Genomic DNA, 14,742 nt, shown 5'->3' with positions numbered 1-14,742 from the left:
GCTGCTGTTTTCTTTTTATTTGTTACTGAGACTTTTTCCGGTTCTTGGCCGCCAATAGTCTGTTTAGTGTTTCGTCTGGCTGCGCCTGCGTTTGCTCGTTCTTGACTGTTGCTGGCTTCACCCGATTTTCAGCAGTCCCTACGGAATGAATAAGGGGAGCAGATACGACTTTCTGGTCATCTGTCCGCTCTTCGCGTGTCCGTCTTGTCGCAGAGCGCTTCTCGCCGAGGCGAGACAATACTGCCTGTTGTTCAGAATCAGCAGACGTGGACTTGAGCAATCTCCATAAACTAGATAGCCTTGCCCACCATTGATCCGGCAACTGCAGACGGCGAACGGCGATATCGATCGGCAGCAGCAAAGCCGCCAACATCAGCAACCACTCACTGATTGACTGTGTGTCCCATTTCTCAGGAAGCCTGCCGCCAAAAGCCTCTTCCGGTTTGCTGATCTGATTCCCTCCACCGGCACTTAGCCACTCTTGAAGTTCTTTCTCTCCATCGGCATGTATTCCGTATTCCGGTGAATAGGAAACGGTCAATCCTGTCGTTTGGCTCGCCATGACTCGGCCTTGATTTTTTTGTGAGATCTGAATCATGTAAGTACCCGGATCGGCTGTTTCGAATTCACCCTCCATGATGCCTGGCGCAACCGGCTTAAGCTTGATAACTTCTCGCTTCATCTCTTGATTGAGAACGACTGCCTCCATCTCTTGAGGCATGCTTCCACCAGCTGGCATCGTAACCCTCACATTGCCTTTTGCGCCGTTCACGCTCGTGGTCGTCTTCCAAGCGCCTTCTGTAATTTGTGGGAAAGACCATGCCACGATTTCGTTCCACAGACGGCTGTTTCCTCCCCAAGCCACCCAGTCCGGTGACCACTTCCCTTCCAGATCACTCGTCCAGGCGACAGAACGCCCCAGACCGTACTGCCAACGGGTGAGAATCGGATCATCGTCAGCACTCATCAAGGATGATTCTGCTGTTTGCTTCGGTGTCGTTGCTATATACGCACGCACCGGAGGCAAATTCTGCTTCAGCGTAGGCCAAGCTCCCACCCCTGTATAGCCTGGTACTTGGGGCTTCTCCACAATAAACGTGCGACTGGCTAATGCTGTTTCTTTACTGAAGATTTTCGGGATGGATTCGGCATCGTTTGCAAAGTAATATCTGCCTTTTCCTAACTCGGCAATCATCTCCAGCAGCGATCTATCCGAATCATCACCCAGCGCCACTGTTGAAACGGTAATATTTTCAGCCGTCATTTGTTGTAGCAGGCCCTCGTAATCGTCGTCGAGCGCAGACTGCCCATCTGTGAGCAAAATAACGTGCTTACGCTGCGTGTTCATCGCCTTTACACGTTCGTAGCCCAGTTGTAAGGCAGGGAAAATATCGGTCCCGCCATCCGCTTGGATTCTGCTGATCTGCTGTTGGATTTCATCCAGCTTCGTGACAGACTGTGGAGCTACGACATCCCATGGCGCATCGTCAAATGCGATCACTCCGATGTGGTCCTGTGCATTCATCATGGTTGTCGCTCGAATCGCGGCTTCCCTAGCCAATGCCATCTTATCCGCACCTCTGGCATCGGAGCTCATACTACCCGACTTGTCGATGACCAGCTGAAGTCCGAGCGAAGGGAGCTGTTCCTTCCCTTTTAAATCCATGTGAACAGGTAATGCCTCTTCGATTGGTGTCTGGAACCAGCCACCCATGCCAAAGCTATCTTTACCGCCTGTCATGATCAAACCAATACCCAAATCACGTACAGCGGTCCGCATGCGTTCCATATCCGCATCAGTCATGCTGGTAGCGGGCACATCTGCCAGTACGATGGAGGCAAATTGCTTGTAGCCCTCAAGCTCCTTGGGCAGCAGTGCGAGATCGCGCAGCTCCACCTTGATATTGCCCGCTTCCAGCGCTTGAATGAGGTTACTAGCGGCACCTGGATGCCCTTCGGCTACGAGTACGACTGGTGCCCCGGCTACCTGTGTATAGGCTGTAGCCTGATTGTTCGCCGCTACGGTATCTTGTCGCGGCTCGATTTCCACACGATAGCGATGGAAACCTTGCTGCATCGCTTTTTGCGAAAAAACGAATCGGTTGTTGCCCTTGCCGATCTGTACTGTTTGCTGGCCCGCCTCGCGATTGCCTTCATACAGGCGTAGGGTTGCCTCGGTCGCTATCGTACTCTCCACATCAACGGTAATGCCGTATTCCTCTCCCGCATACAGTCTTTGCGGTACCTGTACAGATGTAAGAACGACCTCATCCCCGTGTGGCTGCTGCAAGGAAACAGCCTCTACAGCGATTCCTCGCTCCCTCGCCAGTCTCGTCTGCCGTGCCGCATCTCCGTTTGTTTCCAGACCATCTGTCAGCAAGACGACTTTTCCTCTGGCATTGGTAGGGATCATGGCAGACGCCAATCGGATTCCTTCTGCCAAATTGGTTGCATTCCGGTTGACATCCACGCCCAAGGGCTGTACCTCTTGGCGTATCGTCAACGGTTGATCGACCGCTGCCTCTGCACCTACTGCAATGACAGCATACTTATCCGCTTCTTGCTTTTGCCCGATCGCCTCGCGCAAAAAAGAGAGAACACGCGGATCGTCCTTCATGGAAGCGGATCGATCTACAACAAACACAATCGTTTTCGCCTGAACAGGTGTCAACAGCTGTGTCCCTGCCAACGCCAAAACTAGAAGGAGGAACAAGAGCGAGCGAATGGTTGCAATTGTCGCTTTTCTGCCGATTGGCATTTGCTGTTGATGTCGCCACCAGCTGATGATGACGTACGCAACGGGAAGCAATAGCAACAGGAATAGCGGCTGTATAAAGTTAATACCCACGCTGATACACCCTCCATTCCACCAATAACACCAAGAGAGCAAACGCCGCCAACCAATAGGTCAACTCCTTCGTTCCCAGTGCTCCTGTTGTGTCAGTCGCTGTTGCTTCCTCACTCTCCTTTTGTTCTTCGGCATTCTTCCGGGCAACACTCACAGACTTTGGTGTAATATTCGATTCTTCCTCATTCATTTGGACAGTAAAATACGTACTTTTGGTCCCTGTATCTACCCCTTCGTCAAGACGATACAATCCGGTCAGCTCCGGTAGCTGCATCGTTTTCGACGTGGCATTCTCCGTAAGGGACTGCTGGTGTCCATTCGGATACGTCAAGGTACGTGTCGTCGCTCCTGGTGAGAGTGGGATAGTCAAGACCTCTCCCGGATGTGCTGTGGGGATTGGGGCTGTTTGACCAGGTGACAGCCAGTTGACGACATTTTGCATGAAAATCGGAAAAGCAGGACGCAGCGGGAAGTCCGATGCATGCAAATCAAATCCGATGATGACCATTCGTCGACCGTCTATGATCCCGGCTCTGACCAGATCGACATCGCCTGCGCGTACCAATGGCTTCATACCAGGCATCTCATCCAATACGTATCCTTTGGCGACGTGCACATCCCGCCAATCTACGTGCTTGAGCAGCGGTTCATCCGGGGAAACTGGCCTTGGCTGTTGATCCAGTTCTTTTTCTCCAGCAAGCGGCAACCACTCTGTTTTCTTGTTCGGAGCAATCAACAAAATATTTCCTTTTGGCAGCTGGTCTGGCACGACTCCGTCAAAAACCCACAGATCACGCGCAGCCGCCGCAGCATCCGGTGCCTGCTGAATCGTTTCCACCTCAAGACTTCCGACTGTCTGGAATACTTGATGGAGGAAACGGTTTCCCTCTGGCGAATACAACGCAGCTTTTCCTTTCCCTGTAGCGAATGGAACACTCCACATGACATTATCCTGAGAAAGGAAGTCCTGCTCCGGTTCGATGACTGCACGATAGACGCTAGACACCGCCAGCTTCTGAAACGAAAATGTCTGGGAGCTACCTGCTCCAATCGCAAAAGAATCTGTATCCAGCAGCTTGTCTTGCTCATCAAAAACAGTGACTTTTCCTTTCGCAGGTATACTGCCGTGATTGTCCACCCGCAGCAGTCCCTCTACCCCTTTTTCCGTAGGCTGAGTCACAAAAACACCGATTGCAGTATTCTCACGGGTGCTCCCCATCTGCATGAACTGAAAGCTCCCGGAAAAAGCAGGGACTGAGCCTCCATCCAACTTGCGTTCCCCGCTTCCGTCCCCCATCCAAACCACTCCACTGCCTGGCTCATTCTCTGCTATAGCTCCCGCTAATGACAAGGCTGCGATTTGATCGGATGTCCCGGAAAAAGGCGCAAGCTTTTCGATGGCTTGCAAGAGCGGCTCTTTGTCAGCACTTTTGGAGACCAAAACATTCGGCTCACGCCCTGCCTCGATGAGGGTCATCGTCTGGCTGCTTCCCAGCTTCTCTACGAGTGCTTTTGCCTGTGAAACGGCTCGTTCCAGCCGCGTCTCGTTCCCTTCCTTCGCCATCATGCTCCCTGATGTATCCACGACCAAAATCGTATGGTCGGATGTGATTCCCTCAGTGGGCACGGCCGGTCGTATCAAAGCCAGCACGAGCAAGCAGGCAGCGAGCAATTGCAGCAGCAACAACAGGTTGCGCCGTAGCCTTTCCCACGGTTTCACTGCTTCCCAGTTTTGCATCGTGCGCTGCCACAGGAGTGTACTTGGTATGACACGATCCTCTACTTTTCGCTTGAGCAGGTAGAGGACGATGATGGCCGGGATAATTAGCGCAAACCACAAGTTGCCCAAACCCATCCACTGCATGTTGTCTCTCTCCTCTCTAGCGAATCAAGCCGGCCTGACGAAAGACATGGAAGACAATCGATTCCAGCGATTGTTCCGCCTCTACAGACACGTAGGCGATCCCTCTTCCATAAGCAAACACGGACAGTTCTTGTTGATAATCTCGCAAGCTCTTGTGGTACTCTTCCATCAAAGGGCTGGTCAGGGATACTTCTTTTGCTTGCCCGGTCTCTGAATCGATCAACCGCAGCTCCCCCACATACTCGGGCGTAAGCTCTTCTTTGGAAAGCACCTGAACCAGCGTGACCTCTTGTCTGGCCGCCTGCAAATACGCGATGCCTTCCGTATAGCCTGATTCGAACAAAAAGTCCGACAGCACGATGGAGGTACTAGCTTTGCCGCTGACAGCCCCGGGCTGGCGCATTGCCGTTTGAATATCACCTGCTCCCCCTTCTTGCAGGGAAGATAAGAAGCTGAGCAAGCGATGCGCCTGGTTCTTTCCTTGCAGCCCGGTAAGCGCTGCCGTAATGCGGCTGTCAAATGCATAGACCGACACATGATCGAGATGGCACAGGGACAAATAGCCAAGGGCCGCGGCAATCTCGACAGCTCGGGCCATTTTGTTCGGTTGCCCGTAGCTCATCGAACGACTGCAATCGATATACAAATTCACATGAAGCTCTGTTTCATCCAAGTACTTTTTCAAAAACAGCTTGCCTGAACGGGCATACGCGTTCCAATCGAGCTGCCGCAAATCATCGCCGGGAACATACGCCCGAAAGTCTGCGAACTCCATGGAGCTGCCCAGCTGTCTCGACCTTCGCTTTCCTGCCTGGCTGCCGCTGACCGCTTTGCGACTAGCCATCTGCATTCGCTCCAGTCTGGCGAGCCATGACGGATCAAGCAGGTGTTGATTCATACCTTCTGCGTCCCCAGTTCGTCCAAAATGTCCATAATGACGCGGTCTGGTCGGATGCCGTTTGCCTCTCCTTCAAAATTGAGGAAAATGCGGTGGCGCAACGCTGGCAGAGCAACTGCTGTCACGTCCTCGTACGCCAGATTGTATCGGCCAGCCAATAACGCACGTACCTTTGCCAAGGAGACAATCGCCTGCACGCCACGCGGACCTGCGCCGTTGCGCACATATTTGTTCACCGAAGCAATCGCCTGTTCGCCCGGATGCGTCGCTAAAAGCAGCTTCACCGCGTAATCCAGTACCGCATCAGCCACCAGCACTTCACGCGCTGCCTGCTGAATCTCAGCAATTTGCTCGGCCGAAGCCACTTTTTCCACGGTGATCACCTGGCTCGTGGTCGTTTGCCGCACGATCATTTTCAGTTCTTCTTCCGTCGGATACGGCACATCGATCTTCAATAAAAAGCGGTCCATTTGCGCTTCTGGCAACGGGTATGTCCCTTCCTGCTCTAGCGGGTTCTGTGTCGCGAGAACGAAGAACGGCTCTGGCAGCAGACGAGTCACTCCCCCGGCTGAAACGGTTCGCTCCTGCATGGCCTCCAACAGGGCGCTTTGCGTTTTTGGCGTCGCCCGGTTGATCTCGTCAGCCAGCACAACATGAGCGAAGATCGGACCATGTTGGAATTGGAAAGACTGCTGTCCCTTCTCGTCGACCAACAGGATGTTCGTTCCAGTAATGTCTGTCGGCATCAGGTCCGGTGTGAACTGAATCCGCTGAAACGACAGCTCGAAGGCTTGGGACAGTGTCCGAACAAGCAGCGTTTTGCCCAATCCGGGTACGCCTTCCAAAAGCGCATGTCCACCTGCAAACACGGCCCACAGAAGTTGCTCGACCACCTCTTTTTGTCCTACCAATACCTTTCCAATTTCCTGCCTGACAAGCTCTACTCGCTGCAAGCAATCTTCTAGCGTTTGCTGCGCCATCGCCGTGTCTCCTTCCTGTTGTTGAATGATCTAAGGCTCTATTTTGCTGAAATAATCCTTCACGATCTCTTGATAATCGCCGGGAATACTGCCTTTTTCCATACTCTCGCGGGCAAATTGCTCATACTGGCCGTACACTTCCTCGTACGGTAGCGTGCCACCTGAGGAAACTTGTGTGTTTCCGCTTTGCTGCGACTGCGAAGGTCCAGACCCGAGTTGGCCTCCGACTGTATCAACAGGTCCGTTGTCTCCACCTATGCGATCTGCCGGGACGGTAACGAGCTCGTGTTTGCCTTTTCCTAACCCGGCCCCGCCACCTTGACCGCCAGAGCCATTACCGTTGCCATTGCCATTGCCATTGCCATTGCCGTTGCCATTCCCTTGCCCCGAGCCATTATTTCCATTCCCAGGCTGGTTTGCCGGGTTCGCCCCTTGATTTGGGTTGGTACCTGTTCCCGGTGTTGCCGCAGTTGGCTGATTCCCGGGTGACCCCGATGCTGGAGTCGCCTGGCCTGTTGCTGCCGTACCTGCCTCAGCTCCACTCACTCCAGCATTTCCAGCTTGTGCGCCTGCACTGGCAAGCGTCATTTGCGACTGATTGAGCGAAGCAGCGGCATGTATAGCTGCGAGCATGGCTTGCTGAGATTGTTGGATGCCCGTCATGGCTTGCATCAAGCTGTTCTCGAGCGCAGTCATCGCTTGAGGCACTTGTCCTTGGGCTGTTTGCTGGGCTGCCTCCGCCAGTTGTTTAGCGATATCCTCCAGCTCCTTCGAGCCGGCAGACTCTGCCTCTTTTTTCAATTGCTCTGCTGCACTTGCGAGTTCGCGGGCGATCTCTTCCCGCTCTTTTTGCGGCATGCTTTCCATGGCTTTTGCCATTTGTGCCAAGGCCTCAGTCATCGCTTGTCGATCTTTCGCTTCCATCGCGCCAGCCACGGCTTTTGTCCCTTCTTGATTACCCAAGCTGCGCTGGAGTGCTTGCAGCGCTTTTTCTTTGCGCTGCTCTGCATCTCTGACCTTCTCCAATTGTTTTTCCGCAGCGCGCAGTGCATTTTGACGTTCTGCCGGGTCGTCTGCTTTCGCCAAAGCCTTTTTTGCCTGCTCCAGCATTTCCTCCAGCTGCTTTTTCTGCGCGTCAGTTAAGCCTGTATTCTTTTTCACGTCCTGCTTGATTGCCTCTACTTCTTCCTCGACCTGCTCGATTGCTTTCTTTTCCTCAGCCATCTGGGCCAGTCGCAAGTCTTGCGGATTCGGCCAAAGAAACAGCACCAGGCACACCAATAGAAAGCTGCTTGTGACATACACCTTTTTTTGGACCAGCGACCAGATGCGGACGCGCTCAACGATTTGCGGCAAATTTTTACGCAGATGCTGCAGGGCGTCTTCCCTCTGCATACCCGCTACCATCGACTGATTCTCTTGATTCTCCCATGCTGTGACGACTCGCTGGGCCAAACCATTGCCATCTGCCACTTGTGCACATTGGAGCCAGGTAGGGCGCAACCAAAGCGCACGCACCAGACCTGTAATGACAACAAGTACTGGCATCACGATCGCGATCCATTGGTAAAACGGAATCGGCCAGATGCGGGCAAGGAGGAGGAGCACCAGACTCGCCACCATTCCCCACAAACCATAGACCGTTAGCTGCTGTATCCATACACGCAAGCCCAGTTGCTTTCGAATGGGCGCAAGCAGTGACTTCAGCTCGTCGTTCGATTTAGCGGTAAACATGGCTTATTGCTCCTCTTTTACTTTGCGAAATCTCGGTTTCACTGGCTGAATGAGATAAATGGAGAGTAAAAGGCAGAGCAGGGTAATGATCCCGAAAAACAGGCAGTAAACCGCGTACGGGTCTACATTCCCAATCCTGATCTGTGGCCCTTCTTCAAAAATGTTTAACATCGCAAACAATGGGTTGAGATTATGCAGGAGATCTGGCCAGTCTGGCATCGTCGCGGAGGACATGCCACCCGACCGGCGCTGGTACCGAATGAACTCTTTGATTATTTCCGCCAGTATGCTCGATCCAATCGCATATCCGAACACCACGGCATAAGTGACGACCGTCGCGATACCTGTCCGTTTGATCAGCGTGGACATGAGCACACCAATACTGCCGATACCAAACATCGTAATAACGTAAAAGCCAAACACCTTGATCACTTGTGCAGGTGAAATTCCTCCGTACAAAAAGACGATGGCATAGAGCGGGATGGTCGCAATGACCAGGAAGGTCATGAAGCTGAGCGACGCCAGCCATTTACCTAAAATCAATCGTGTGGCGCTGACATTCGTGGTCAACAGTACACTCAACGTCTGGCGTTCGCGCTCACCAGAAATCACACCTGAGGTTAGTCCCGGCACGACGAAGCAGATCATCCCGAGCTGAAACACAGACAGCATCATGAACAGCTCGCGTGTATCATTCGGATTGTAGTAGCTGCCGCCGTTTGTCATAAAGAAAATCAGCGTGAGCGTCATTGCGCCCAAAACGAGCAAATAGAGCAGGATGATCCACGGTGACCGATTGGTCCGCATCCGCATTTTCCATTCATTGAACAAGACAGGATTGCGAAATCGTCTCAAGTCGCTCATGAGCCCACCCCTTTCGTAATTTCCAGGAAGATTTCTTCCAAATCACCAACTGCCTCATTAAACGCGGCAACAGGATAGCCTGACACCGCAAGCTCCCGTAGCAGCTCAACCTGTTCTTCGTCATTGCCTGAAAAGCCTGCAACGACCCAGTTCCCTTCACGTGTCACCCTGGTAATGACGGGCATCTCACGCAGGCGCGTCATTGCTTCCTCAACCCGATCTAAGAGGCGAATGCGCAATACCCGCTGTTCTTGCATTTTCGAGTAAATCTCATCGACTCGTCCAAAGGCAACCAGATTGCCTTCCTCCACAATCCCGATGACGTCGCACATCTCCGCCAGCTCAGGCAATATGTGCGAGCTAATGATAATCGTCTTGCCCATATCCCGCAGTTCCTTCAGAATCTCCCGCAGCTCGATGCGCGCACGCGGGTCCAAGCCAGAAGCCGGTTCGTCCAAAATGAGCACTTCCGGATTGTGAACCAGCGAGCGAGCCAGTCCGAGGCGCTGCTTCATCCCCCGCGACAACGAGTCAACGTAGGCATCCCGCTTGTGCGTGAGATTCACCAGCTCTAATAACTGCGGAATGATTTGTTTTCGTTCAGCTGCTGGAATATCGTAGTTCGCGCCATAAAAATCCAGATACTCTTCTGCTGTCAAATTGTCGTAGACACCAAAAAAGTCTGGCATGAAGCCGATCAGCTTGCGCACTTCCTTTGGATGCTTGGTCACTTCGTAGCCGCCTACGTATGCTTTCCCACTGGTCGGCTCCAATAAAGTCGCCAAAATGGACATTGTCGTCGATTTTCCTGCTCCGTTCGGACCGACGAAACCAAAAACGGTACCCTTGTCAATTTCGAGCGAAAGTCCTTTTAACGCTTCCATTTTGCCGTAGCGCTTGCGTAAATTTTGGATCTGGATCACTTCTTGCTCACCTTCCCTTCCACACTGACACTTGGAACCCCAATGTGGCGTTCGTCCTCAAACTGGTGGGCAAATTTGATGCGGACAATGCCGTCGCCCGAAACATAAGTGGTGGTCTTGTCGCTTGACATGACGTTGTTCATGAATGCTTTTTCAAATGGTTCGAAAGCTTTTGTCTTCCAGTTGTAAACCTCTTTTCCAAATGTCGTATTGTCCTCTGACCAGGTATACAGATACAAATTGCTGATGGTAAGCTCCTGTCCTTCCTGATTCAGATTGATATCAAACGTAATATCCCCGGCAGGAAGTCTAAAGCCATCTCCGAAATCATCTACCGGAACAGAGCTGCCCGACATCGTCACATCAAACGATCCCGTCGGATAATAAATGTGTCCGTCCTTGGATGGATTCACTTGCAGCGTCGAAGTGACCATAGCAATGCTGCTGTTATCCGTATTTTCGTTTGGTACGACAGCCTCAACAACTTGCTCATCGGTCCAGCCCACGAGTTTTACCACTTCAGACGGACCGCTACGTCTGTCCAGCATGTCCAGCATTTCCACGATGAGTTGTTCACGCGTTTCTGTGTCATAGCCATTCGATTGCATGTGCTGCGGCAGCGCATTCCCCATATTCATCCGATGTTGATTCCGCCTTGCTTGATGTTGAGAGGCAAACGGCAAGTTCACTTCGATACTGCTACCAGCCGCCAACTGCGGAAACTCTTGTACCGTTATACCTGTCGAGATCGTCACATCTCGCAGCGAGTACTTCGTATGGTTCGTCACAGTTCCTTTTAGTGCCCCGTTCTCATACGACAGATTCGATTCTATTTTTCCTACGTCTGATAAGGTTTGCTCCGTCGTAACCTTGCGCATCGACCAGAATTCTACATCACGGAAATCAATATGGGTCTGATCTGGCTGTATGGAAATCCACGTTTTCGGAACTTGATCGGTATAATTTCTTTCAATGACAGGCTGGGTCATGCCCTCTCCCTTTAAAGTCAAACGATAGTCGTCATTACTCGGTACAAATAATGCGGTAACGCTCACCGCATTCGCCTGTCCGTTGTTTTGCAGCTCAACATAACCTACCTGGTGCAGCTTTACACCCACACCCCGCTGGATGGCACCAATCGAGAAGATTCCGATTCCCGCCAACACCGAAAGGGCAGGGACGATCACCCACATGTAACTTTGCTTGCGGCCTCTCCGCAAAATATAGAAAAGGACTGGCCCGACAACCAGGGCATAAATTCCGAAAAATACTGCGAACCAGCCAACCTCCGGAATTTTCAAGGATGGGACGCGATCAGCAGCATCCCGAAGCGGCCATACGTTGTCGATCATGCTCCTATTTGAAGCGTTGATGGAAGAACCAAAAGCCTTTACTAATGTATCTGCCCAAAAGCGGCTGTTTCCTGCCCAGCTGGCTACTGGTTCCGCCGCCAAATCATAGGCGACGTACAATACTTTTCCGGCTCCCACGTTATGTACAGCCATCAGCGGAATATTTCCTTCGCTATACAGAACTTTCCCTGCCTTTATTGTCCCATTGCTTACAGTAAAGGGGGATGTCAGTGCGATCGGATTGGTCTTATCCACTTTTAAACCAGAAAGTGTCTGTACACTCGTCACTCCTGTCACTTCTACTGGTGACAAGTCACCCAAAACGCCTCCGGATTTCTTGTACTGTGCTCCTCCAGCTAAAATCAGCATCCCGCCAGATTTCGTCCAATCCCGAATCGCTTTGATCTGCTGTTCATTCAATGAATCCAAAGCAAAATTGTTGATGACGAGCATATTCATCATCTGGAGCTGTGTACCTGTCACTGGCATATTGTCTGCCTTCATCGTCAAGAGCTGGACAGGGTTATGAATAGAGCCTTTCGGCAGAACTCCAAGAAAGTTAGCTGTGTCGGGGTTTTCTGCCAAAACACCGATCATCAGCGTATCTTCGCTGTATGAAAGGCCTGTTATCGGCGTTTGCGCGATCACTTTGTTATTTTGCATCAAGGCCACAAAAGAACTGCCATGCAGCTCTGGTCCAGGAACGAGAATCGTTACCTGCTTGGTCACTCCGCTTGCAATCGAAACCGGCTGATAATTGGCAACTGCAAAGCGACTGTCTCCCTGTTCCCCAGTGGCGACAAACAGCTCCCCTTCGATATCCGCCCCTCCATTTTTCACCGTGACGACAACGGGAACCATCCCCGTTTGCCTGTACTTCCCTTCAATTCCGACCGTTACTCCTAGCTGAATGTTTCCCTCTGCCAAGGCTGTCCCCGTTAATTCTACAGGAACACCTGCTACCAACAGGAGGAACGCACAGAAGGCCAGGAGCCACCGCTTGCACTGCGCCGTTTTCATTCGTTCAAAACCTCCACGGACCATTCTTTTTTCTTCCTATCTTTTCATCTCATACAGTTATTGACGTTATTTCCAGACAAATAGCTACATTTTTTTTCAAAATGAAGTCGATTGGTCACTAAGTACAAGTGGATTTTACACGGCTGAGGAAAATCCTTCTCGTAACCGAGAGCTTAGCTTTTTTCGCTTCTTTAATGAATCTTAACAATCAGGTTCTACTGTATGGGAGAAAGGAGGCGGAACATCATGCAAGACGCTATCGTCTGGGGCCCGTTGATTATCAAGTACGAATGGATCGCAATTGCCCTTTCTGCACTGACAGCTTATATAGCCATGAAGTATTGGGTGAAGAACCAGATCGATGTAAGCAAGCCGATTATGGAGGATATATCCAATGTGCTTTTCTGGGCTTTCTTGATTTGGAAGTTTAGTGTCATTCTTTTCAATCCCGTTAGTGTGCTGAACAATCCTTACTACCTTCTTTATTTTTCAGGGGGCGAGCGAGGAATTTGGCTAGCTGCAATCGTCGTCCTTTCTTTTCTGTACATTCAATCCAAAAGGCGCGCCATCTCCTTTTGGTTGTATGCCGCAGTCATGGCGGTGGGCTTGTTCACCTATCAATTCGTCTATTCTCTGTTCCTACTTTTGTTCAACCAACCGCTGCAATTACGCCTGTATGATCTCAGCCAAATTGTCCTTGCGATCGTACTGCTTATCTGGATGTACCGCAAAAGAGAGAGAGTTGGGAACCCCCGTGACATTAATCAACTCATCCTTTGGTACAGCATGGGACAAATTTTTAACGGCTTTCTGAAAGTTCATTCTGTCGCGGTGTTTTTGGGTTTATCCAGTGAGCAGCTATTCTTTTTAGCCATTACCCTGTGCTGTTTGTTTTTTCAAAATCTCAGCAAAGAAAGAAGCTTGCAAGAATCGTAAGCATGGAGGATTTTTCAATGGATCAAATTTCAATCTTATTTGCTATAGCGGCAGGAATGCTATCGTTTTTCTCCCCTTGTATTTTTCCGCTTTTGCCCGCTTATGTGGCCAATCTTACGGGTTCCTATGTGAGCGGCGACAAGATAAGTGTTTCCAAAAAAGTGCTGATGGTTCGTTCTCTCCTTTTCATCCTTGGCTTTACTGTAGTTTTCATGATGATGGGCGCCTCTGCCAGTATGATCGGACAATTTTTTGCTGCCAATCGAGGGGTATTAGAAAAGGTCGCAGGCTTGCTCATTATCATATTCGGTCTACAGACAGCTGGGCTATTAAACCTACGTTTTCTCATGTTTCAAAAGCAGTGGGAAACCAAAGGGCCCAAGAACGGATGGCATTCATTTGTCGTCGGTCTCGCTTTTGGGACAGGCTGGACACCTTGCGTTGGCCTCGCTTTATCTTCGATTCTGCTCTTGGCCGGATCTGCTGAAACGATGTACAGTGGGATCTTTTTGCTGCTGTTTTACTCCCTCGGCTTAGGAGTGCCTTTTCTCTTGATTTCTTTACTGATTACAAGATCATTAGGTGTCATGAAAAAAGTAAATAAATGGCTGCCACGGCTGTCTCTGATAAATGGTTGGATTTTGATTGTGATGGGCTTGCTGCTGTTTACGGGGCAATTACAAAAATTAAGTGCCTGGCTGGCGCAATTCGCTCCAGTGTTATAATGAAAGGATGATTTTCTATGAAGAAAAATATAATCGTGATTGTACTCCTGCTCGGATTGGTTGGATGGGGAGCTTACGATACCATACAGAAAAATGATGTCCGTGAAGCAAGACTAACGAGCAGTGAGCAAGCGACGACTGACTCTTCCCTGACTGTTGGGATTAACCAAGGCAACCTAGCGCCTGACTTCGAGCTAAATACTCTGGATGGAGAGAGTATCAAGCTTTCCGATTTGCGAGGAAAAAAGGTCATCGTAAATATGTGGGCAACCTGGTGTCCACCGTGTCGAGCAGAAATGCCGGACATGCAAAAGTTTTACGAGAAATACAAAGATGAAAATGTCACGATTCTTGCTGTAAATATGACCACATCAGAGAAAAATGTAGACAGTATCCCCGCATTTTTAGATGAATTCGGGATTACATTCCCGGTCGTACTGGATGAACAAAATGAGGTAGCGGATATCTATCAAGTCGTAGCACTTCCTTCCAGCTATATCATTGATTCGAATGGCGTCATTCAGCAGAAAGTAATCGGTCCGATGAATTATGAGATGATGGAAAATATGGTTGCACAGACACGTTAGTGAGTCGGGAG

11 protein-coding genes are annotated in these 14,742 nt (G+C 50.7%); 3 read left to right on the top strand and 8 right to left on the bottom strand.

Going from position 1 to position 14,742, the window contains the following annotated elements; translation table 11 throughout:
* Positions 1-22 precede the first annotated feature (22 nt).
* The 8 genes from ACM6JA_RS21135 to ACM6JA_RS21100 are packed head-to-tail and all read right to left on the bottom strand — an operon-like array spanning position 23 to position 12,483.
* Entirely contained in the window at positions 23-2,848 is a 2,826-nt protein-coding gene (locus tag ACM6JA_RS21135) for a VWA domain-containing protein (protein WP_414853919.1), read from the bottom strand.
* Positions 2,838-4,712: a vWA domain-containing protein gene (locus ACM6JA_RS21130; RefSeq protein WP_414853918.1), complete on the bottom strand. Its 1,875-nt coding sequence runs from the start codon at positions 4,710-4,712 to the stop codon at positions 2,838-2,840. The genes ACM6JA_RS21135 and ACM6JA_RS21130 overlap by 11 nt, the downstream gene beginning before the upstream one ends.
* Positions 4,713-4,728: 16 nt before the next feature.
* Positions 4,729-5,610 carry a DUF58 domain-containing protein gene (locus ACM6JA_RS21125; protein WP_414853917.1) on the bottom strand — a complete coding sequence of 294 codons (882 nt, stop codon included), beginning with the start codon at positions 5,608-5,610 and terminating at the stop codon, positions 4,729-4,731.
* The gene (locus ACM6JA_RS21120) at positions 5,607-6,590 is read right to left on the bottom strand and encodes an AAA family ATPase (RefSeq protein ID WP_007718374.1); all 984 of its coding nucleotides are present in this window, start codon (positions 6,588-6,590) and stop codon (positions 5,607-5,609) included. Before ACM6JA_RS21120 ends, ACM6JA_RS21125 begins: the two co-directional genes overlap by 4 nt.
* A 30-nt stretch (positions 6,591-6,620) precedes the next feature.
* On the bottom strand, positions 6,621-8,324 hold the full coding sequence (locus ACM6JA_RS21115) for a hypothetical protein (protein WP_414853916.1): 1,704 nt from the start codon (positions 8,322-8,324) through the stop codon (positions 6,621-6,623).
* Between the two features lie 3 nt (positions 8,325-8,327).
* Complete coding sequence (locus tag ACM6JA_RS21110) at positions 8,328-9,188, bottom strand: ABC transporter permease (protein ID WP_409175772.1); 861 nt, start codon at positions 9,186-9,188, stop codon at positions 8,328-8,330.
* Positions 9,185-10,111, bottom strand: a complete 927-nt coding sequence (locus ACM6JA_RS21105; protein WP_414853915.1) for an ATP-binding cassette domain-containing protein — start codon at positions 10,109-10,111, stop codon at positions 9,185-9,187. Before ACM6JA_RS21105 ends, ACM6JA_RS21110 begins: the two co-directional genes overlap by 4 nt.
* A complete protein-coding gene (locus ACM6JA_RS21100; RefSeq protein WP_414853914.1) occupies positions 10,108-12,483 on the bottom strand; it encodes a hypothetical protein in 2,376 nt (791 codons plus the stop codon). The genes ACM6JA_RS21105 and ACM6JA_RS21100 overlap by 4 nt, the downstream gene beginning before the upstream one ends.
* A gap of 246 nt (positions 12,484-12,729) precedes the next feature.
* Between ACM6JA_RS21100 and ACM6JA_RS21095 the strand changes: the two genes are divergently transcribed.
* The 3 genes from ACM6JA_RS21095 to ACM6JA_RS21085 are packed head-to-tail and all read left to right on the top strand — an operon-like array spanning position 12,730 to position 14,731.
* Positions 12,730-13,419: a hypothetical protein gene (locus ACM6JA_RS21095; RefSeq protein ID WP_414853913.1), complete on the top strand. Its 690-nt coding sequence runs from the start codon at positions 12,730-12,732 to the stop codon at positions 13,417-13,419.
* Between the two features lie 17 nt (positions 13,420-13,436).
* Entirely contained in the window at positions 13,437-14,144 is a 708-nt protein-coding gene (locus ACM6JA_RS21090) for a cytochrome c biogenesis CcdA family protein (RefSeq protein ID WP_414853912.1), read from the top strand.
* Positions 14,145-14,161: 17 nt separating this feature from the next.
* Entirely contained in the window at positions 14,162-14,731 is a 570-nt protein-coding gene (locus ACM6JA_RS21085; RefSeq protein WP_414853911.1) for a peroxiredoxin family protein, read from the top strand.
* The last annotated feature ends 11 nt before the right edge of the window (positions 14,732-14,742 follow it).

Origin of the sequence: Brevibacillus sp. IT-7CA2 (assembly GCF_949767855.1) — a bacterium.
GTDB lineage: Bacteria > Bacillota > Bacilli > Brevibacillales > Brevibacillaceae > Brevibacillus.
Note: the sequence above shows the minus strand (reverse complement) of the source record. Positions and strands in the feature narration are given on the sequence as shown.